General features: G+C 61.0%; 17 protein-coding genes and 1 tRNA gene. 11 read left to right on the forward strand and 7 right to left on the reverse strand.

The genetic code is table 11. The features are described 5' to 3' along the window. Positions 1-100: 100 nt before the first annotated feature. Positions 101-523: an Lrp/AsnC family transcriptional regulator gene (locus FXN63_RS07370; RefSeq protein ID WP_148814063.1), complete on the reverse strand. Its 423-nt coding sequence runs from the start codon at positions 521-523 to the stop codon at positions 101-103. A gap of 137 nt (positions 524-660) precedes the next feature. Between FXN63_RS07370 and FXN63_RS07375 the strand changes: the two genes are divergently transcribed. Continuing rightward, positions 661-1710, forward strand: a complete 1050-nt coding sequence (locus tag FXN63_RS07375) for an ornithine cyclodeaminase (protein WP_148814064.1) — start codon at positions 661-663, stop codon at positions 1708-1710. Positions 1711-1764: 54 nt separating this feature from the next. Here the strand turns inward: FXN63_RS07375 and FXN63_RS07380 are convergent, their stop codons facing one another. The 4 genes from FXN63_RS07380 to FXN63_RS07395 all read right to left on the reverse strand — a co-directional run bounded on the left by FXN63_RS07380 (position 1765) and on the right by FXN63_RS07395 (position 6093). Continuing rightward, the gene (locus FXN63_RS07380; RefSeq protein WP_148814065.1) at positions 1765-2424 is read right to left on the reverse strand and encodes a glycerate kinase; all 660 of its coding nucleotides are present in this window, start codon (positions 2422-2424) and stop codon (positions 1765-1767) included. Positions 2425-2625: 201 nt separating this feature from the next. Beyond that, positions 2626-3669, reverse strand: a complete 1044-nt coding sequence (locus FXN63_RS07385) for a hypothetical protein (RefSeq protein ID WP_148814066.1) — start codon at positions 3667-3669, stop codon at positions 2626-2628. Between the two features lies 1 nt (position 3670). After that, entirely contained in the window at positions 3671-5092 is a 1422-nt protein-coding gene (locus FXN63_RS07390) for a GAD-like domain-containing protein (protein ID WP_148814067.1), read from the reverse strand. Positions 5093-5181: 89 nt separating this feature from the next. After that, the gene (locus FXN63_RS07395) at positions 5182-6093 is read right to left on the reverse strand and encodes a LysR substrate-binding domain-containing protein (RefSeq protein ID WP_148814068.1); all 912 of its coding nucleotides are present in this window, start codon (positions 6091-6093) and stop codon (positions 5182-5184) included. 122 nt (positions 6094-6215) lie between these two features. On the opposite strand from FXN63_RS07395, the gene FXN63_RS07400 reads away from it, so the two are divergent. The 4 genes from FXN63_RS07400 to FXN63_RS07415 all read left to right on the forward strand — a co-directional run bounded on the left by FXN63_RS07400 (position 6216) and on the right by FXN63_RS07415 (position 9774). Then, entirely contained in the window at positions 6216-7367 is a 1152-nt protein-coding gene (locus FXN63_RS07400) for a trans-sulfuration enzyme family protein (protein ID WP_148814069.1), read from the forward strand. Positions 7368-7447: 80 nt separating this feature from the next. Beyond that, entirely contained in the window at positions 7448-8353 is a 906-nt protein-coding gene (locus FXN63_RS07405; RefSeq protein ID WP_148814070.1) for a transporter substrate-binding domain-containing protein, read from the forward strand. Between the two features lie 3 nt (positions 8354-8356). Beyond that, the gene (locus FXN63_RS07410; protein WP_148814071.1) at positions 8357-9121 is read left to right on the forward strand and encodes an amino acid ABC transporter permease; all 765 of its coding nucleotides are present in this window, start codon (positions 8357-8359) and stop codon (positions 9119-9121) included. Further along, positions 9094-9774: an amino acid ABC transporter permease gene (locus FXN63_RS07415; RefSeq protein WP_148814072.1), complete on the forward strand. Its 681-nt coding sequence runs from the start codon at positions 9094-9096 to the stop codon at positions 9772-9774. Before FXN63_RS07410 ends, FXN63_RS07415 begins: the two co-directional genes overlap by 28 nt. 74 nt (positions 9775-9848) lie before the next feature. Here FXN63_RS07415 and FXN63_RS07420 read toward each other — a convergent pair whose 3' ends face one another. Next, positions 9849-10571 carry a hypothetical protein gene (locus FXN63_RS07420; protein ID WP_148814073.1) on the reverse strand — a complete coding sequence of 241 codons (723 nt, stop codon included), beginning with the start codon at positions 10569-10571 and terminating at the stop codon, positions 9849-9851. Between the two features lie 295 nt (positions 10572-10866). Between FXN63_RS07420 and FXN63_RS07425 the strand changes: the two genes are divergently transcribed. The 4 genes from FXN63_RS07425 (at position 10867) to FXN63_RS07440 (ending at position 16446) form a co-directional block, all read left to right on the forward strand. Then, positions 10867-11904 (forward strand): MerR family transcriptional regulator, encoded by a 1038-nt coding sequence (locus FXN63_RS07425; RefSeq protein ID WP_148814074.1) that lies wholly within the window; start codon positions 10867-10869, stop codon positions 11902-11904. Positions 11905-11955: 51 nt separating this feature from the next. Beyond that, positions 11956-12030: transfer RNA gene (locus FXN63_RS07430), tRNA-Trp, on the forward strand. A gap of 32 nt (positions 12031-12062) precedes the next feature. Beyond that, positions 12063-14462 (forward strand): hypothetical protein, encoded by a 2400-nt coding sequence (locus FXN63_RS07435; protein ID WP_148814075.1) that lies wholly within the window; start codon positions 12063-12065, stop codon positions 14460-14462. 214 nt (positions 14463-14676) lie between these two features. Continuing rightward, positions 14677-16446 (forward strand): sensor domain-containing diguanylate cyclase, encoded by a 1770-nt coding sequence (locus FXN63_RS07440; protein ID WP_187395142.1) that lies wholly within the window; start codon positions 14677-14679, stop codon positions 16444-16446. Positions 16447-16452: 6 nt separating this feature from the next. On the opposite strand, the gene FXN63_RS07445 is transcribed toward FXN63_RS07440, so the two are convergent. Further along, positions 16453-17004: a TetR/AcrR family transcriptional regulator gene (locus FXN63_RS07445; RefSeq protein WP_148814077.1), complete on the reverse strand. Its 552-nt coding sequence runs from the start codon at positions 17002-17004 to the stop codon at positions 16453-16455. Positions 17005-17248: 244 nt separating this feature from the next. Between FXN63_RS07445 and FXN63_RS07450 the strand changes: the two genes are divergently transcribed. Both FXN63_RS07450 and FXN63_RS07455 read left to right on the forward strand, forming a co-directional pair. Next, the gene (locus tag FXN63_RS07450; RefSeq protein ID WP_246165058.1) at positions 17249-18385 is read left to right on the forward strand and encodes an efflux RND transporter periplasmic adaptor subunit; all 1137 of its coding nucleotides are present in this window, start codon (positions 17249-17251) and stop codon (positions 18383-18385) included. 60 nt (positions 18386-18445) lie between these two features. Continuing rightward, a complete protein-coding gene (locus tag FXN63_RS07455; protein WP_148814079.1) occupies positions 18446-21601 on the forward strand; it encodes an efflux RND transporter permease subunit in 3156 nt (1051 codons plus the stop codon). Positions 21602-21604 lie beyond the last annotated feature (3 nt).

Raw genomic sequence — 21604 nt, forward strand, 5'->3', positions numbered from 1 at the left:
TTCAGCAATTGCTGCAGTTGGGCGTGGCATGGGCTTGATCTTGCAAATGCCACCCTTGCAGCAGCGCTTTATCAGGTAGCCGAGCAGGCCGTTCACCTGCTTAGATCTTATGCGTAGACAACAAAATACTGGTCTCCGTATTTGTTATCCCCGGCACGTTCCGAATCGCATTCAACACCCGATCAAATGATTCCAAGGTGTCGGTCCTTAATTCAGCAATCAAATCCCAGCGCCCATTCGTCGTATGCAGCGCAACCACATTCGGGTTGCCGCGCAACACGCGCCGAACCTCTTCCCCATGATTGCCTGACACCTCGATCGACGTCAGCGCGCGAATTCTGTGCCCGTCTGCTTCGGGCCTAAGCCGCAGGGTGTATCCCACAATCGTGCCATCGGCTTCCAGCTTCGCCATGCGGTTCTGCACGGTTGCACGTGCCACGCGCAGCTTTTTCGCCAACGTGACCACAGGCGTTCTGGCGTAGGCGCGCAGCAGGGATATCAACTCGCGGTCGGTGTCGTCCATGGCGCAAAGTGGAAGTTTGGGTTAGCAAAGTGTAGGTAAGCCGGAATAATCTGCCAAGTTGTGCCATTCAAATTGGCAGCGCCTGCATCAACAATCTTCTAGTCGCAGCATCCAACAACAAGACGACAGGAGACAGCATGACCCGCTTCATTGACGTTCCAACCATGTCCCGACTGGTGCAAGACATAGGCGTACCGCAGTTCATCGGAGAACTTGCCGACGTGATCCAGGCAGACTTTCTTCGATGGCCTGATTTTGATAAGTCGGCGCGTGCTGCCAGCCATTCGAACATTGGCGTGATCGAACTGATGCCCGTGTCTGACGCGCAGCGTTACGCGTTCAAATACGTCAACGGGCATCCTGGCAATACGCAGCATGGCCTGTATACGGTTATGGCTTTCGGGGTACTGGCGGATGTGGCCACGGGGTATCCGGTGCTGTTGTCGGAACTCACGATTGCCACCGCGCTGCGAACGTGTGCCACGTCGTTGATGGCAGCGCGTGCACTGGCGCGGCCGGGTGCGCGGCGCATGGCTTTGATCGGCAATGGTGCGCAGAGCGACTTCCAGGCCTTGGCGTTTCATTGTCATTTAGGCATTGAGCAGATCGTGGTCTACGACATCGATCCGCAGGCAACCGACAAGCTGGTACGCAATCTGTCTGCGTATCCCTCGCTGGAAATCATCCGTGCGGGGTCGACAGAAGCGGCGGTGCGTGGGGCGGACATCGTGACGACAGTCACGGCCGACAAGACTCGTGCAACGATTCTGACGCCGGATTTGATCGAACCAGGCATGCATTTGAACGCGGTAGGTGGCGACTGTCCGGGCAAGACCGAGCTGCATGCCGATGTGTTGCGCATGGCGCGGGTGTTTGTTGAATATGCGCCGCAGACGCGCATCGAGGGCGATATCCAGCAGTTGCCTGAAGACTTCCCGGTGACCGAGTTATGGCGGGTGCTTGCGGGCCTGGAGGCCGGTCGCCAGCATGCGCAGCAGGTGACGGTGTTTGACTCGGTGGGCTTTGCGCTGGAAGACTTTTCCACCTTGCGTTACGTGCACGCGCAGGCGGAACAGCGTGGGCTTGGTCAGCAGGTGGCCTTGGTGCCAGGCGCAGATGATCCGAAGGATTTGTTTCGGCATACCCATGCGGGTAGCTCGCGTGCCGTCATGCGCCGCGTGGCCTGACAAAAGGCAGGACGGGTCACGAGCAGCCGCGCATCACACAAGCAAGCGCCTGTTTCACTTGATGACCAGACTCTTCCTGATGCGCTCGATCTGGGCCTGAGCTTGTTTGTTCCCTTCGTCATACGAGAAGGTGATCAGCGCCCGCTCGGCACCCAGCACGATGTGATTCTGCGTCACATTGACCGTCTGCTTAGGGTTGGATGCATCGGAAGCATTGGTGCGCTGGTAGCGAATCACGATCGCCTGTTGGCCGGCCAGGGTTTCCGAAGCGAAGCTGGGTTGGCCAACTTGTTTGATGCCCATCTTGCCCAGATCGGCCCACATCTCTGCTTCTTTGGACTTCCAGTTCAGGGCGGTTGCCTGGACATCGCGCTGGGCATTGGCGCGTGCCTGTTCCTGTGTAACCGGGCGGGGAAGTTTCAGAAAGGTGACCCGCACCACAGCCGCTGAGTCGGTCTGGTGTGAGGTGGCAGACAGGGCGTTCACCGATATCACCGGCACGCCTGCTTTCTTGGCCAGGTCTGCTACCCGTGGGCGATGATCTCCATCGACGATGGTCCAATCATTGGGCAATTCCACCAGTACCTGATTGTTCACCTCGAACATGGTGTAGGCCGTGTTTTGTGCGCTTGCGGGGGCGAGCGGCAACATGGCCAGCAGGCTGGTGAACGCGATGCGTTTGAACATGTAGGGCGCGCGAATGTGGTTTGGCATGGCTTCATTCTCGTTGCTGATCGACGGCATGTGGAGCAACGTTTGCTCCTGTTACCGCAGTCGGATTGCTTGAAACACATGCCGTACGGCCTGTATCCGTGCACCCCTTTGATGTCCAATCCCAAGACATTTTCATGTGGTGCAGCGGCATACGGGCAGATGTTCTAAAGCCTTTGCCGCTGCACACACGACCTACGCTCACTACATCAGTTTCAACGCAAACTTTCCGCGCTCGGCTACAGGTGGTGATGCATCCGTCGACAGCTTGCTGGCCAAAGTCAGGCCAGCGTCGCCCAGGCTTCGCATTTCCCGGATCAGCGCCTCGGCGGCGACACGTCGAACAAGGGGAGCCTGATCGGCTGCTGCCGTCTGCAAGGACGCAAGCAGCGCAGGTGCATGCTGCAAGGTCCTTTCACCCAGGATCTTCTGCATGCGGCCCTGGCAGTACCGGATGTCCGTCCATTCCCAACGACTGGCCTCCACCCACACCGCTTTCCCAAGCAGCAGCGCCCGATACGCCTGCGCACGCACAGCCGGTTGAATGGCTTGAACCGCGATCTGTGCAAGATCTTCATCCAACGCGTCGGTTCGTAGCACCTGAACCAGCATCGCAGGCATCGGCCCCGCAGGCGACGTGATGATTCGGTGTCTGAGTGACGCGGCGACTCCCTCGATATGCACAAGCGTGGTCAGAACCGCCTTGTCGGCGGCTTCTGCACGGCCCCAGGATGTCCAGGTGGGCAGGATGGTACAGAGCATGTCGGCCACGTGTTCGGGATCGGACGTGCGGGCGAGTTCGGGAACGGCTTGTCTGGCCACTGCCCGCACGTCGGGCACCCAGTCGTTCAGCCTGCGCACTGCCAACGCCAGGAAAAAACCGTTGGGAGCCGGGCCTGCCAGGGTGCGCAAGGCACGCTCACGGGCATGGCCGTCGTAACTCACCACGTCCATCCAGGTGGGGAAACGGTTGATTCGTGGGCCTTCCTTGGGCTGCTTGAGCGGAAGCAGCGTTTGCATCCAGGCAGGTCTTGCGTCCACACGTTCGCGTGACGCAAACGCCAACTCGTTGCGAATGACGCGTTCCCAGTACACCAGCTTGGACATCGGCAGTGCGGAGGTCACCTGAGTCAGCGCGTCCATATCCTTGATTGCATCGGCGGCCAGGTGAGCGGACGATGCCAGGTTGCGCACAGCCGTCTGCAAGGTCTCCCGCTCTGTTTCTGCCACACGGCGATTCTGGGCCATGTCAGTTTCTCCGCAGCCGGCTGCTCAGCACGTCTCCAACCGCAGGCCCGTGTTCGATGGTGCCGTCTTCACCGCGCCGATATCTGATGCCAGCCCGGCAGGCGTGCGGGGCCATGTCCCAGACCCATCCCATCAGGTCGCGTCCGGTTTCCTGGGGGGAGCGCAGCGGCATGTTCATGCGCAGTCCGTCTTCTTCGCCCCGATCGAGTGTGCACATCACCGTGCCGTCGCCATCGTCTTCTTCGTCGGGGTTGAAGTCGGCCACGTGCGTGATGCTGACGACAATCGGGTCTGCTTCGACCAGCACCTGCAAGGCGCGCGGAAGGTCGGCAAAGGGCAGGGCGTTGCGGCCGTCGTAGGGTTCCTCATCGAAGGGGTCGGTCAAGCCTACCTTGCGGAAGTAGTATTCGCTGCGACCCATGGTGTTCGAGCCGTCCATGGCGGTTGCCATGTTGGCCAGTTCGTCCGTGCGCAGCAGGAAGCTGTCTGGGCCGGAATGCATGACGACCAGTTCTGTGTCGTTGGCGTCGCTGCCGCTTGAGTCGGCGCGCAGCACGATGTGCAGCGTGATCAACTCGTCGCCTGCATCGTTGCGTGATGCGTCGTAGCGGCCGGAATAAACGCGGATGTTGCTTCGCTCGAATGTCCGAGCGTCAATTTTCCAGAACAGAAGTCGGTACTGCCCGTCGGGTTGCAGTGCCAGCATGCGATGCCAGTCCAGATACGAAGACAGGTACAGGCCGTGTGTGCCCGAGTGCTCAGCCATGTCTTCGAACAGATGGCGCTGTGGGGTGGGCAGCGCGTCTGCAATGGTCTTAGGCTCGTCGGCCTTCTTTGCTGGCGGGTCTACTGCATCGCGAAGACGGGTGTGCAGGGCCAGTGCATCGACTTTGCGCACGCGAAGCATCTGCATCGAAAACAGAGTTTCGTCGATCTCGTAGACCTCGCCGGGGGCAAGCTCACCGCATTCCTCAACGGCAGATTGCAGCAGATCAGGCGGGACCAGCGAGTCACGTGATTCGGGCTCGCACAGGAACTGGTTGAAGCAGTCGTTCAGGCTCCAGGCCAGGTCACCGGTTGCTTTCGACACGGGGTCGAGGAAGGACACGTCTTCGTCGGTGTCGGTCAGTTTGCGGTAGTACAGCAGCGCGCCGAACGGGGTGAGCGCAATCGGAATGCGCGGTACGGCATCGGGCGGCGAGATGATCCAGCGGTCCAGCACGGGCTGCCATTGCCTGGGGTCGATCAGGGCAAGCTGCAGGTTGCCATACAGGCCAAGCCCTTTCTTGCGCCAGAGTTCCAGCAGGCTGGCGGGCAACTTTCCTTCGTAAGCGGCGATCAGTTCTGCAGAAGCGGGTGACGCGTTGCGCACTGGGTGCGTCTTGATAAACGGGGAAAGCGTCAGACGGCGAAACGAGAACATCAAGCAGACTCCATGTGAGGACGGTGTGTTCGGTCAAACCACGCGGTCGTTTCCAGATAAGGGCACTGCTGCATGCCATCGTAGCGTGTTCATCCGAGTGCGCTGCGCAGTGTCGCCAGGTCGACCTCCAGGCTGGTACGCATGGCCGCCAGCAATTGTTGTGCGAAGCTCGTCAGCGGCTGACCCGATGGCATGGCCAGAATGCAGGTGTACTCCAGGCGTTCAGTAAAGCGCCGCAGCACGATGTCCTTGCCCAAGTAGTCGTAGGCCGTTACCGCGTTGACGACGCCCACCCCAAGGCCTTGCCGGACCATTTCGCAGATAGAAATCGTGTAGGGCGTTTCGATCACCACGTCGGGGCGAACGCCATGACTTTGAAAGATGGCGTCCAGGCGTTGGCTGGCGGCATCTTCGGGGTTCAGGCAGATCAGCGGATAGCGCGCCAGGTCTTTGGGATGGATGACACTTTTACCTGCCAGCGGGTGGCCGGCGGGCAGTGCTACCACGCCTTCGTAGCGGGCGAAGATCGAATGCTCCAGGCCGGCCAGGGTGACTTCATCTGCCATCAGGCCAATGTCGGATTCGCTGGCCAGCAAGCGTTCACGCACTTGCCGCGAACCCACGATCTGCAGCGAAATGGTGATGCGCCGTTCCGGCAGGTTCAGTTGTTTCAATACACGTGGCAAAAAGCCGATGCCCAAACCGGGCAGGCACGCCATGCGGATGCGGCCGACGCCGAACTGACGCAGGCTGCGCAGCCTGTGTTCGATGGCATCCAGGCCGACAAAGCAGCGGTTGACCTCGGTGAGCAGTGCAGCGGCTTCCTGGGTTGGCATCAGCTTGCCGCGCAAGCGTTGAAACAGCGGAATGCCCGCGTAGGTTTCCAGCTTGCGCAAAGACTGGCTGATGGCCGGCTGGCTGACGTTCAGCAGTCGCGCGGCCTTGCTGGCCGAGCCGGTTTGCATGACGGTGCGAAACACCTCGATTTCTCGCATCAGCATATTAGTTCTGCTTATAGGTTCAAAGGTTTTCGTGCGTGCACGGCGATGCCACCACTCTAGACTGGAGGCCAATGGCAGCGGGACTTTCACTCGGCCGCCGACCACATCCAGGTATAAGAATAATGCAAAGCTTTTCCAGCCTTGTGCCTCCCGTGATGCGCGCTTCGACCGTGAAGTTCGCCTCCCTTGAGGACTTCGTCACACGCGGCAGCCGATTGCCCGATGGCTTCAGCTACGGCACCACCGGCACGCCCACGCACCGGCAGCTTGAGTCCCGCATTGCGGCGCTCGACGGCGGTGCGCATTGCGTGGTGGTGCCATCTGGCCAGGCAGCGGTTGCCTTGGTGATGATGGCCTTGCTCAAGTCAGGCGACCACTTGCTGATCTCCGATTCGTCCTACGGCCCGGCCCAGACCTTTGCGCTGGAGCATATGGCCACGCTGGGTGTGATCGTGGAACGTTATGACCCGTGCATCGACGGTGATACGTTTGGCACGCTGATCCGGCCAGCGACCAAGCTGATCTGGATGGAGTCCCCCGGCAGCATCACCATGGAAGTGCAGGATGTCGAGGCCATCGTGGCGCAGGCGCGCAAGCATGGCGTGCTGACTGCCATCGACAACACCTGGAGCAGCCCGCTGTATTTCCAGCCGCTGACGCTGGGCGTCGATCTGTGCATTCACGCCTGCACCAAGTACATGGGCGGCCATTCCGACCTGTTGATGGGCTCGATCAGCGCGAACGACTTCGAGCTGTATCGACGCATGCGGCATTTGCAGTCGTATATGGGGCTGGCCAGCAGCGCCGACGATTGTTTCCTGGTCGAACGCGGACTGGAAACGCTGGCGTTGCGCATGGCGCATCAATCGGCGGTCGCGCTGGATCTTGCCGCATGGCTGGAGACTCAGGATTGCGTGCAGCAGGTTCTGCATCCGGCACTGAAATCTTCGCCTTCCCACGCGTTGTGGCAGCGTTATTTCACCGGCAGCGGCGGCGTGTTTTCGATGGCGCTCACGCCCGCGCCCGTAGACGCCTACAAAGCACTGTTCGATGATCTGCAGACCTTCTCGATCGGCGCAAGCTGGGGCAGCGTGCACAGCCTGATCGCCTACTACCCGGCGCAGATTCAGGATTCGCGTGCATTCCCGCTGGTGCGTACTCCCTTGGTGCGAGTGTCTGTGGGTCTGGAGGGCGCGGAACGCTTGCGCGAAGATTTGGATCGCGCGCTGCGCCGCTTCCAGGCAGTGGCCGCCGCATCACCGCAGCAGGCTTGAGCGACTCGTATTCGGATATTTGAATGGCAGGGCGCGCTGTGACTCGCGGCGCGCTTCTTATAAAAAAAGAGGAGACAACCATGATCACAATTCGAACATCTGTAAAAGCCGCTTTCTGCGTATCGCTGTCCATGCTGGCGACCTCGCTGCATGCACAGGAATTCACCGGCACGCTGAAGAAAATCCAGGACACCGGCACCATCACGCTGGGCACGCGCGGGGCATCGGTGCCCTTCAATTATCTGGACGACAACAACAAGCAGGCGGGCTTCGCGTGGGAAATTGCGCTGCGCGTCAGTGACAAGGTCAAACAGGTGCTCAATCGCGCCGACCTGAAGACGCGCAATCTGGAAGTGACGCCGCAGACGCGCATTGCGCTGGTGGCCAACCAGACGGTGGACCTGGAGTGCAGTTCGACCACGCACAGCCTGGAACGCGAAAACCAGGTGAACTTTTCGGTGACCTATTTCTCGGTGGGCGCACGCATCATGGTGCGGTCGGATTCAGCGATTGCCGACTGGAAGGGCCTGGCGGGCAAGAACGTGGTGGTGGGGGCGGGCACGACGACCGAGCGCTTGCTACGACAGGTCAACGAGCGTGAAAAGCTGGGCATCAACATCATCATGGCACCCGACATCAACGAAGGGTCGATGAGTGTTGAATCGGGCCGCGCCGATGCCTTCGTGGCCGACGACAGCGGCTTGTTCTCCAGCGCTGCCCGTGCTCGCAATCCTGCCAAATGGAAGATCGTGGGTGAACCGCTGGAACGTGAAGCCTATGGCTGCATGATGCGAAAGGGGGATGCGCAGTTCAAGAAGCTGGTGGACGATCTGATCATCGACATGATGAAGCGCGGCGAAATGACTGCCCTGTACGAAAAGTATTTCACCCAGCCGCTGAACGTGCGCAATGGCTTCAATCTGCAGATGCCCATGCAGCCAGCCACCCGCGAGCTTTACGAGAACCCTTCCGACAAGGTTCTCTGATCCGTGAACTACAGCTGGGACTTCCTCGTTTACTTCAAGCAGTCCGTGACCGGCGAGGGGGTCTACTGGCGGCTGCTGGCAAGTGGCCTGGGCTGGACGGTGCTGTTGTCTCTCAGTGCCTGGGTGCTGGCCTTGGTGCTGGCGCTGGGTATCGGCATTGCCCGAACCCTGCCCAGCCCCTTGCTGCGGTGGCCTGCAGCGGTATACGTGCATTGCTTTCGCAACATACCGCTGCTGGTGCAGGTTTTCCTGTGGTTCTACGTGGTGCCGGAACTGCTGCCCGAGGCGATCGGGCGCGCAATCAAGCAGGCACCGGCCACCACCAGCCAATTCCTGACCATGCTGCTGGCGCTGACCTTGTTCACCGCGGCCAAGGCTGCTGAGCTGGTTCGTGCCGGCATCGAGTCAGTACCACGCGGGCAAAAGCAGGCCGCCATGGCAATGGGGCTCGGGTTTGTCGATTCCTATCGGCTGGTGATCGTGCCGCAGGCATTGCGCATCATCGTTGCGCCGCTGACATCCGACTTCATGAACGTGTTCAAGAATTCTGCTGTGGCTTTGACCATCGGCCTGATGGAACTGACGGGTCGCACCCGGCAATTCAGCGAATTCAGCGCGCAGCCCTTTGAAGCATTCCTGGCTGCGACCTTGATCTACATGGGCGTCACCTGGTGCGTGGTGTTGTTGATGCGGCATGTCGAAACGCGTTTGCGCATTCCTGGCAGGCGGGGAGCTGACGTATGGATGGCTTCAACTGGGGTGCCCTGAATCGTGCTTGGCCGTACCTGCTGGATGGCATGTACACCACGGCCATGCTTACCGTGGTCGGCATGGTGCTGGGCATTCTGTTCGGCACCGGGCTTGCCATTGCCCGGCTGTTCGGCCCGCCTTGGCTGGCGCGCGTGGCGCGGTTCTATACCGATGTGTTCCGTTCGATCCCGTTGATTCTGACGATCTTCTGGGTGTACTTCCTGGTGCCTTACGCATTGCGCGCCATTACCGGCAATCCGAACCTGGATGTCGGTCCGGTGTATGCCGCATTGACCGCTTTCGTGCTGGCCGAAGCGGCGTATTTCGGGGAGATCATCCGGGGTGGGTTGGGCAGTGTGCCCAAAGGGCAGATGCAGGCGGCCACCGCCTTGGGCATGGGGAAATTCACCGCACTGCGCCTGATCGTGTTGCCACAGGCGTTTCGCAACATGATGCCCTCACTGATCAACCAGTCCATCGGCCTGCTGATGGATACGTCGCTGGTGTATGTGATCAGCCTGAACGACTTTCTGGGCGCGGCCACCAAGGTGGCGCAGCGTGACGGTACGGTGGTCGAGGTCTATCTGTTCGTGGCCTTGGTGTACCTGGCGATATGTTCGCTGGGGACCGCGCTGGTGGCGGTGATGCGGCGGCGTGTGCTGGAACGGTGAAGGTGGAAGTGCCGGCATGAAGAGGTTTCTGCCTGCATTTCCACCCCTGTCGTGTCTTTGATTCCAGCTTGTTTCTACCGGCTTTTCTGAACTTCGTGTCGCCGGTCGAACAGGAACAGCCCCTGGCTGTCCCAGCCTGCCGACCAGCCACCCACCGCAAGCTGGTAGATCGGCAGCGTAGGGTCGTCAGCATCGGGCGCAGCACATAGCGGCCAACGTATCCAGTCCGCCACCTCGTAGGATGCGGCCAATTGGTACAGCGGCTCGGACAGGAAGTAGAACGCCTGCATGCCTACTTGTCCGCTGTGTTGCTGCGCCAGTTCGCCCAGCATGTCGCGGAAATGTATGAAGGGCGAGTCAGCCGTGGCGAAAGCGCTCAGCAGAGGCTCCAGGCTTTCATCCAGCAGCCGTACCGGGGCGTCGGGTTCGGGGGCTTCCAGGTTCAGGCTGTTTATCGACATCAAACCTTGGCGAAGCAGCAACCTGGCTTGGTCGGCATCGATGGTTTCTGGCGCGCGCGACAGGTGCGCTTCCAGCCGGGCCAGCATCAGTTCTCCAGCGGGCAGGATGCTGATCAACTGCCTGCGCGCATCGGCATCGTCCGTGCTGCCAACTGACCAGAACGCGGTGTGAAGACGGGAGTCGTCCCCTACGTCTGGAAGCGATTGGGGTGAGCCTGTCTGGCTTATCGCATCGTCTTCTTCTGGTGCATGGATATCGAGAATCTCATGCCAGCGTCGTTGCCAATGGGCAGGGTGATCGATAGCGGTTTCACTGCCTGTTCCCGCGTCCGTCAATGTCGTTGCTCCTCTTCATGAAACCTTGTCCCGGTCTGTTCCGGGCATGCTGTGCCGAGGGGCACAGTGTAGACAGCGTGGCTGGCGTCTTCTGGACGATTAGCTGACTTGCTTGCGGCAATTTGTTGCTCGGCTTGTCGTTTGTCTGTCCCGCGCAAATTTATGCACAAATGGTTGCGCACAGGTTTGCGCAAAAATCATTCGTCCCCGATTGACCCGACCCCAGGGGCCGCCCTGATGCTTGGCAACATAGCTGACAAATGAAAGGTGAACCGTGTTTTTGCCAACACCACTTATGCAAGACCTTCCCGCGCCCGCGCATCCCCAGTGCTTGAGCGCCTCGGAAGCAGCCAGATCGCTTGGCGTATCGATCAAGGCCTTGCGGCTGTATGAGTCGCACGGCCTGCTGACGCCAGGGCGAACCGTAGCCGGTTATCGGGCATATGGTGTCGAAGATATGGCGCGCGCGGCCGATGTGGCGGCCTTGCGCGCTTTGGGCCTTAGCCTGGCGCAAGTGGCAAAGGCACTGACGGGTGATCGAGATACGCTGGGCTTGGCCCTGGCGACGCAGGAGTCAGCCTTGAACGACCAGATGCATGATCTGGTGCGCAAGCTCGACAAACTTCGACAGCTTCAGGCCGATCTGGCGGCGGGGGCCATGCCTGCCGACGCCTTGCCCCAGTTGCTGCATCCCGCGTCCGCTATCAGCGTGGCGTTTGACCTTCCCTGGCCCTGGGGCGGCGAACGTTTTGAGCTTCGCCACATCAGGCCGTTGACCTACCTCGTCGGTTCACTGGGCAGTGGGAAAACGCGGTTGGCCGAATGTCTGGCTGCAGCGCTGCCAGGTGGGGGCTTTCTGGGGCTGGATCGCGTGGGGCAGGGCGGCGCAACCGCAGCGGATTTGCTGAAGGCCGATCCGGTGCTGGCTATGCGCGTTGATCGCGCCTGCACATGGCTGGTGGATGAAGGAGCAAACCAGTCCGATGCGCTGACAAGCTTGATGGTTGCAGTGGAGTCCGATGGGCGTGGTGCCCTGGTGGTGGACATGGTGGAACAAGGCCTGGACCAAGCGACACAAGAAGCGCTGATCATCTATCTGCGTATGCGCGCAAAGGACGGTGGGCGGCGGCTGTTTCTGATGACGCGATCGTCGTCGATTCTGGATCTGAGCGCCGTCGGGCCTGACGAAGCCATCATTCTCTGCCCGCCCAATCACAGCCCGCCAAGCCGCGTGGCACCGTACCCCGGCTCACCAGGATATGAGGCCGTTGCAAGCTGCCTGGCGTCTCCCGACGTGCGCGCGCGGGTCGCGCATCGCCCTGTGGTGGCGTAGGGGGCCCACAGTTGTCCAAAACGCCGGCAGTGATAAAGTCCTGTCTTCAGTTCCGGGGTAGTTCAGCGGTCAGAACGCTTGGCTCCAACCGAGACGGCGCTGGTTCGAATCCAGCCCCCGGACCCAGAATTTACCCGCACAGCTTTTTCAGAGGTTCGATGCCAGCACCGATCGGAAGCGATTACAGCCTCAACCAACTGCAGCGCGCATTGGACGCCGCTGCGCGTGGCGAACCCGTTCAGGAAAAGCTGCGCCGCTGGCGCGCCGTGGTTGATGGTTTGCTGTCCGGCAAGTTGGCGGTGGGTAATCGCAAGCCGGTGGATGGCTACCCGGAATGGGTGACGCTGGAAGTTGCCACCGGTGGTTTTGCGACTGGCGTCGCATTGGCGGCGGGGCCGTTGTTGCCACACGAAGTGGCGCTGCTCGACGAGCTTGGGCTGAGCGACACCGCATCGCCCCGACTGGCATTGAACCGCTACTTCCTGTCGGATGCTGGTCTGGATCGACTGCGCAACGCCGTTTCATCACGCCAGGTCGTGATCGATACCCCGGAAGAAGCCGCGCTGCCCGTCGTCGCCTGGCTGGTGGCGAATGGATATGCCGATCTCGCCGGTGAATTGATTGCCGTGCTGGCCCCGCTGGCCCACGAGCTGCGCTTTTACCCCCGCATCGATACCGCGCAGGCCGAACCCGTCGATGATGCGCGGGTCCACCTGGAGTCTGTCGGCCAGGTGGTTAAACGGCTGCGGGATATCCGCCCGAAACGCCAGGTGCTGGCGCAGCGTAATGCCGTTGGCGTGTGGATACCGCTGTATGACGCTGCGGTTGACTTGGTTTTGGAAACCGTCGAGGGGACGCTTCCTGTTGCGCTGAAGGACGAGCAGGGCAAGTGGTTGCATGACGAGCACGGCCGAATGGTTTTGCAGGGCGGATGGCCGTTCAAGCAGGTGCCGACTGATTGGCCTGCACGCGTGCAAGCGCTTATTGCGGACGTCGCACGCGCTCGGTCGCAGCATGCCGCATCCAGGCGCTTCTCTGCTGCGGGTGAACCTTTTGTGGTGCTGATGGATGCGCTGGCCCTTGCAGTCAAGGACCCGGCGCAGCTGACCGGACAGCAAGTGGCACGGGTCCGCCTGATCGTTGCGCGTTATATGGCGGTGCGGGGCACGCCTGACAGTGCGACGGCACAAACGCAACGCGCACGGCAACGTGGCCATGCCACTGCGCAGACGCATCAGCAGTTGGCGGTGACGGTGGCGAACCGGCTGGCCAGCTACGCGCCTTCGGCCGGGCTGGACGATGTGGATGCGGTGTTGCAGGTGGTGAATCTGGCTGACGTGCCTGATGTGCCGACAACCCACAATGTGCCGGCAACCCACAATGTGCTGAATACGTCATCAACGCAGGCATCTGCACAACACCCATTGCGCACACCTGCCGAGATAAAAGCGCGCCAGAGCATGCTGCGTCGCTTGCGTCGCTGCGTACTGGACTCGCCCGAAGGGCTGATCCAGCGTGGCGTGGTGACCTCTGCCGAGGTGTTGGCCAGGCTCCTGCCCCAGCGAACCAGCCAGCTGCGCGCAGCCAGCTTTGATGACGATTACCTGCGCATGTTGTACGCCGCCATCTACCAGGCATTTCGTCGGCGACGTTCCCTGTTGCTGCTGGACCTGCAAAAACAGGTTCAGATCCATGAGCTGCCCTGGGTCGCCGCGCTCAACCTCTTTCGTGATACCAATGCCACGGCTGCTCAAACCGCTGGCACGGCGCTCGATGAATTCGCATTCCTGGCCTTGTCTCAGTTCCCCCAGACGGCATTGCCGAACAAGCTGCTGCAGGAATTTGTCGCCTTGGCCGACGAGGCCGGCCGGCAATTGCCGTTCACCGAAGAACTGGCGGCCGACATTTTCATGGGCAGGTTTTCGCCGAAATTCGTGGCAGCCACCCAGCTTGCCGCGAAGCATCTAGGCGACTCGCTGTACGCGCGCTACTACCGAATCGATTACCACGACATGGCCCGTCGCCTGTCGGCTGCCGATACGGGCAGTGCCGGAGAGATGCTCGCCGCCCTGTGCGCAGACCGCGCGGGTGAACAATTGGGCTCGTGGCGAGCTGTCAGCAACGGCCGCATCATCGAACAACAATTGGTCATTACCAGCCACAACCTGGCCTTGTTGTTGGAGCTGCCTGGTGTGCGTGAGCGGTTGACGACCGGTGCCGATGAACTGGCACGGAAGTGTTTCGCCTGGGTGCTGCGTCATTTGCAGTTGACAGGAGGTGGCCATCATGTGGAACGTCATCGTCGCAAGAACGCGGCGTATGCCTGGCGGCAGATGGTGTTCCTGCTGTCGCTGCAAACCAAACCGTTAGACGCCTTCCTGGCCTATGCCGATACGCTGCTGAGCGCGCAACCCAAAGACTTCGTGCGCGGCTTCTACCCCATTTCGCTCGGCTTGCACATGGCGGTGGAGTCCCCGGAAATCTGGCACACCTCACGCGAGTTGATGCCGTTCCTGGGCTGGCAGCACAGCTTGCCGCAGGTGCACACGGCAGGCTGATCGCCACGCGAGCACCCCGCTGAAACATGATGGGGCTTTGCTCGCGCAGACAAGCTTTGCGAAACCGGCCGGTTCCCCTGCGATGGCATAGCGCTGTGCGCCTGCAGTCGTCGCGCCTGGACCACAGTGTCGCGAAAACTGGCTTGGCCTCAGATAGGCTTGGAAGCTGTGCCGCATCGATATGGCGGCTTCACCTTCATCGTATGACGTTGCAATGGGCTACCGCTCTATCGCCAGGTTGCTGGACACGCTGGATGTGGCGTTCTGCGCCTTCGACGCGCAGGATCGTGCCATCCTGTGGAACGAAACCTTCCTGCTTTTCTTTCCCGAGCATCGGGGTCACATCTTCGAAGGTGAGCCCTATCAGGAAAATCTTCGGCGTTTTTACCTTTCCCGAATGAGCAGTGACGACGTGGCGCTGCTGGAGCGCCACGTGGCAGAAGGTGTGCTTCGCAATCGGACACAGACGCGGCCCTTTCACTTCGAGCACAACGGACGCTGGGTAAGAGTGTCTTCCGTGCCCGAGTCCTCGGGCGGCCGGCTGCGGATCTGGGTGCAGATCCAGGCGAATGACCCCAATCAGTTGCGCGACCAGCAGCCCGAGCGCATGGCCTCGGCGATTGCGATTCCCGACCCATCGGCGTTTCTTGATACGGTGGGCGCGGCGGCGGCGTTTCTGGATGCGCAGCGGCGCATCGTGTCGGTCAATGCGCAATTTCTGGCTATCTATGGTTTCACCGACGCACAAGAGGTGGTGACCAAGACCTACGCCGAGATCGTGCATGACTTATGGTGCAACACCGAGGTGGCGGAAGAGCGCGAGCTGCACGAGCACGACATTTCCGTGGCCTTGGTCGATGCCTTGTATTTCTCCGGGGCACCGTTCGAGCTGCCGCTGCCCGGCAAGCGCTGGGTGCGCATCACCATGAACTGGTCGGGTGACGGGCAGATGTATGCGCTGCATTGGGACATTACCGAGAGCAAGCGCCACGAAACGGAATTGCGGGAAAGCGAACGCCGGGCCAAGGACACGCAACGGCAACTGCGCGCCGTGACCAACGACCTGCGTCTGGAAACCCACCGCCTGGAGCAGACCGAAGAACGCATCCGCAAGACGTTTGTTTCCTCGGGTATTCCAACCATTGTGGTGCTGGATGATGGCAGTCTGATCGATGCAAACCGGGCGGCCGGCGCGATGTTCGAATACGGCATTGACGACCTGCTGCGATGCACCTTGAATGACCTGATCGGCATGGACTTGTCCGATATCGCGTTCGAGGGGGAACGGGGCAATCAGGAATCGCAGATCGTGTCGGGCGTCGAGATCGATTTCTATCGAAAGGGCGGTAGCAGAGGCTGTTGCCAACTGTTCGGTGCCCGATCCTTGCGGGTTGCTGGCGCAGCGTCTCATGCCGTGCTGCACATGCTGGATGTGACGACAAGAAAATCGGAAGCGCTGGCAAACGAGGAAAAGCTGCTGCGCTTGCAGCGCGATGCGTTCAACGATCCGCTAACCGGTGTGGGCAATCGGCGTTATCTGGAATTGATGCTGCGCGACTGGCTGGCCGATGGCGGCGTGCACGCCTTGCTGTTCCTGGATCTGGACGGTTTCAAGGCCGTCAACGATCTGGCTGGCCATGCGGCTGGCGACAGCCTGCTGCGCAAGATCGCCAAGGTAATCAGCAAGACCTTGCGCGTCGGCGACGTCATGGGGCGGCTGGGCGGCGACGAGTTCCTGGTGTTGCTGAGGCATTGTGAACCGCTGCGCGCCCGGCCGCTGGCGGTCAAGATCATTGCGGCGGTGAATGCGGCAGGAGCGTCTTCCGAGTCCGGCATGCCCCCGGTGGGCGCGAGCATCGGGATTCGGGGTTTTGGTGGCGAAGACGAGCCGGTACACAGCCTGATCAGCGATGCCGACGTGGCCTGCTATGCGGCAAAACGCGCGGGCAAGAACCGCGCCGAGGTCTTCGGGGACGCTGACTGAGCGTTGTCAGGCCTTTGCCGCGCCGTGCAGGAACGCCCGTTCCACCAGTCCGGCCATGCCGGCACGGGCAATGCGGCCGCGCCGTTCGCCATCGATCAGACCCATGAAAATCGTTATCCACAGTTCGGTCAGCACCGACGCGGTGAGATCGATGCGGAAGACGCCTTCCTGCTGGCCGCGCAGGAAAAACGTGTCCAGCGCGATTTCCCATTCTTCGCCTGCAGCGGGCGGGGTCGACGCATCCTTCCAGTAGTGCATCAGGAAGGAACTCAGTTCCCGATGTTCCAGGTTGTTGGCGATCAGGCGCCGCAAGGCCTCCAGAGGGGGCGAGGTATGCAGCTCGGCTGACGCAATTGCGTGGCCGATCACCACCGTGCCGTGGTGGATCAAGCGTTCCACCAACTGCTCGCGGGTTCGACAGAAGCGGTACAGCGTGGCCTTGCTGACGCCAACCGCCTGGGCCAGTTCCTGCAAGGTAGCGCGGGGTCGGTCGACCATGGCCGATGCCAGTGCCACCAACAGCCGGTTTTCTTCCTGCGGCGCGTCCAAGGTTGCCATGCATCACTCCGAAGATTCTTGATAGATTCTTTTGGTTCGAAATTGATCCAAAAAAACCGTTTCCCGGCGGATTTTCGCATGCCAGCCGGATTCGTGCTCACAAAAACCCGCTTGAAGTCAAATTTTTGATTAATTTCATCTTAATTGAATCTTAATGGATTCATAATGATTGTTGTCGTATCATTCGGACCCTCGTCGTTCTGTTTAAGTCGTAAGGGTTCCAATGTTGATCAAGCCTCGAAGCATGTGGTGGCCTGCCGCCTCGTTCGCCGTTGTCGTATTGGCCGCTTGCGGCAAAGCGCCTGAACAAGCCTATGCGCCGCCCACCCCCACAGTAGAAGTCGTCACCGTTCAGCCACGTACGCTGGCCTTGTCGAGCGACCTGCCTGGCCGCATTGAAGCGGTTCGCGTGGCTGAGGTGCGTGCCCGTGTGCCTGGCATTGTGCTCAGCCGCCACTTCAAGGAAGGCGCGGACGTCAAGGCAGGCGAGGTCTTGTTCCGCATTGATCCGGCTCCGCTGAAGGCGGCGCTGTCGCGGGCCCAGGCCGAATTGGCCAGAACCGAGGCAACCGTGTTCGATGCCGAGGCGGTGGTTCGCCGTTACAGCCCGCTGGTCGAGATCGAGGCCGTCAGCCGACAGGACTTCGATGCTGCGCAGACCACCCTGAAAAGCGCCCAGGCGGCCCGTCAGGCGGCCCAGGCCGACGTGCAGACAGCGCGCCTGAACCTGGACTACGCCACAGTGAAGGCACCGATCGCTGGCCGCATCGGCCGTGCGCTGGTGACCGAAGGCGCGCTGGTGGGACAGAACGAAACCACCGCAATGGCGACCATCCAGCAGCTTGATCCGGTCTACGCCGACTTCAAGCAGCCCGTTGCCGACATGCTGCGTCTGCGCGAACGCCAACAAGGACAGGGCACGGTGCCGATCTCGATCACGGTTGATGGCACCGAACACAAGCGTGATGGCGAAATGCTGTTCTCCGACATCACGGTGGACCGTGGTACCGGCCAAGTGTCTTTGCGCGGCCAATTCGCCAATCCCGACGGCATGTTGTTGCCCGGCATGTACGTGCGCGTGCACACCGGCCAGGGCAGCCAGCCCGCCGCGATTCTGGTGCCGCAACGTGCGGTGCAGCGCGGCGGCGACGGCACGGCCAGCGTGCTGCTGGTTGGCAAGGACGACCTGGTTGAATCGCGCACCGTTCGCATGGGCGTGATGCAGGGTTCTGAATGGCAGGTGACGGAAGGACTGACCGGTGGCGAACGGGTAATCGTCAACGGTGCAGGCAATGCCCGTCCCGGCGAGAAAGTGGTCGTGGCGGCACCGCCTGCTGCGGCCCCTGCGACATCGGCTGCTGCCGGCGCGTCCAAGACCTGAACCAAGGCGCGGGTGATGTCCCGCACATGCCCGCCTACGCCCGAACTCCCAGGATAGAACATGCCGAAATTTTTCATCGACCGCCCCAACTTCGCGTGGGTGGTCGCCATTTTCATCGCGCTCGCCGGCTTGCTGGCGATCCCGTCGCTGCCGGTGTCGCAATTCCCGACCGTGGCACCGACGCAGATATCCATCAGCGCCACCTACCCCGGTGCGTCCGCCTCCATCGTGGTCGATTCGGTGATCAGTGTCATCGAAGAAGAACTCAACGGTGCCAAGGGCCTGCTGTATTACGAATCGTCCGCCAGCTCCACGGGCGTGGGCGAAATCACCGTCACCTTCCAGCCCGGCACCGAGCCTGACCTGGCACAGGTGGACGTGCAGAACCGTTTGAAGAAAGCCGAAGCGCGTCTGCCCGCTGCCGTCACGCAGCAAGGCGTGCAGGTCGAACAGGCAAACGCCGGCTTTCTGCTGATCTATTCGCTGACCTACAAGGGTGATGCGGCCAACAAAGACGTTGTGGGACTTGCTGACTACGCCGCACGCAACATCAACAACGAAGTCCGCCGTGTGCCGGGCGTCGGCAAGCTGCAGTTCTTTGCGGCTGAAGCGGCCATGCGCGTGTGGGTCGATCCGCAGAAGCTGGTCGGATATGGCTTGTCGGTGGCCGATGTCAGCGCTGCGATTGCGGCGCAGAACGTCCAGGTGCCGGCAGGCAGCTTCGGCAGCCGCCCTGGTAATGCCGATCAGGAACTGACTGCAACCATCGCAGTGAAAGGCACGCTGGACACGCCCGAAGAGTTCGGCGGCATTGTGTTGCGCGCGGACGCAAGTGGTGCGCGTGTGTTGCTGTCGGACGTGGCACGCCTGGAAATCGGTCGTCAGAGCTACGGCTTCGAGACCCGTTCGGATGGCAAGAAGAGTGTGGCGGCTGCTGTGCAGCTCAGCCCGGGTGCCAATGCGCTGCAAACGGCTGAAGGCGTGAAGGCACGCCTGGCTGAACTGTCGAAGACCTTCCCGGCAGACCTGGAATATTCGGTGCCTTACGACACCTCGCGCTTCGTGGGCGTGGCGATTCAGAAAGTGCTGATGACGCTGGGCGAAGCCGTGCTGCTGGTGTTCCTGGTGATGTTCCTGTTCCTGCAGAACTTCCGCTACACCCTGGTGCCCACCATTGTGGTGCCGGTATGTTTGCTGGGAACCCTGGGCGTGATGTACGTGCTGGGCTTTTCGGTCAACATGATGACCATGTTCGGCATGGTGCTGGCCATCGGTATTCTGGTGGACGATGCCATCGTGGTGGTGGAAAACGTCGAACGCCTGATGGTCGAAGAAGGTCTGTCGCCGCGTGATGCCACCGTCAAGGCCATGCAGCAGGTGTCTGGTGCCATCGTCGGTATCACGCTGGTGTTGTCCGCCGTGTTCTTCCCGCTGGCCTTCATGAGCGGCTCGGTGGGCGTCATCTACAAGCAGTTCTCGCTGTCGCTGGCGGTCTCGATTCTGTTCTCGGGTTTCCTGGCCCTGACGCTGACCCCCGCCCTGTGCGCGACCTTGCTCAAGGCCGTGCCCAAGGGCCACCATGAAGAAAAGAAGGGTTTCTTTGGCTGGTTCAACCGTCGTTTCGCCAAGCTGACCTCCAGCTTCGAGGCACTCAATTCGCGTCTGCTGCGCCGTGCCGGCCGCTACATGGTGATCTATGTGGGCCTGGTGGTGCTGCTTGGATTCTTCTACATGCGCCTGCCCGAATCCTTCGTGCCGGTGGAAGACCAGGGCTACTACATCGTTGACGTGCAATTGCCGGCCGGTGCTACCCATGCCCGTACCGACAAGGTCATGAAGACGCTTGAGGACTACATGCTGTCGCGCGAGGCCACGGAATCGGCGATTGCCATTCTGGGGTTCAGCTTCTCGGGCAGTGGTGAAAACGCAGGTCTGGTGTTCCCGACGTTGAAAGATTGGTCGGTGCGTGGCAAGGGTCAGTCTGCCGAGGATGAAGTGGCGGCTTTCAATGCCCATTTTGCTGGCATGACCGAGGCCAAGGTCATGGCAGTCAATGCACCGCCCATCGAGGGTCTGGGCAATTCGGGTGGTTTCTCGCTGCGCCTGCAAGATCGTGCGGGGCTGGGTCGTGACGCGCTGGTTGCCGCACGCAACAAGGTGCTGCAAGAGGCCAATAGCTCGCCGGTGATTCTGTACGCGATGATGGAAGGTCTGCAGGACGCGCCGCAATTGCGCCTGGATATCGACCGCGAGAAAGCGCGTGCGCTGGGTGTGAGTTTCGACACGATCAACACTGCCGTGTCCAGCGCCTATGGGTCGGCCACCGTGAACGACTTCGCCAATTCCGGACGCTTGCAGCGTGTGGTGGTGCAGGCCGATGTGGTTGAACGCATGACGCCCGAGCGCATTCTGAAATTGCACGTACCCAACGCCAGCGGCGAACAGGTCCCGTTCAGCGCGTTTGCGACGACCTCGTGGGAAACCGGACCCGTGCAGCTGTCGCGCTACAACGGCTACCCGGCATTCAAGATTTCTGGCGACACCAAACCCGGCTTCAGCAGCGGTGAGGCAATGGCCGAACTTGAACGCATCGTGTCCACCTTGCCGCCTGGCATTGGCTACGAGTGGACGGGTCTGTCCTACCAGGAACGCCTGGCCGGTTCACAAGCTGCCTTCCTGTTCGCGCTGGCCATCGTGGTGGTGTTCCTGCTGCTGGTGGCCTTGTACGAAAGCTGGAGCATTCCGGCTGCGGTGATGCTGATCGTCCCGATCGGTGCCCTGGGTTCCGTGCTGGCGGTAACGGTGCTGGGCATGTCCAACGACGTGTACTTCAAGGTGGGCCTGATCACCATCATTGGCCTGGCGGCAAAGAACGCGATTCTGATCGTGGAATTCGCCAAGGAACTGCGCGAGCAGGGCCGCACGCTGGTCGAGGCTGCACTGGAAGCCACCCGGCTGCGCTTCCGCCCGATTGTGATGACCTCGCTTGCGTTCATCCTGGGCGTGGTGCCGCTGGCGATTGCCACCGGCGCAGGTGCTGCCAGCCAGCGTGCCATCGGCACCGGCGTGATTGGCGGCATGCTGACCGCAACCCTGCTGGGCGTGATCTTCGTGCCTATCTTCTTCGTCTGGGTGTTGTCGCTGTTCTCGCGCAAATCGGGCAAGCACGCCGACACCACCACCTCGCCGCAAACCCATGCCGGGGAGCAACATTGATGC

It is taken from the genome of Pigmentiphaga aceris (genome assembly GCF_008119665.1).
Classification (GTDB): Bacteria; Pseudomonadota; Gammaproteobacteria; order Burkholderiales; family Burkholderiaceae_B; genus Pigmentiphaga; species Pigmentiphaga aceris.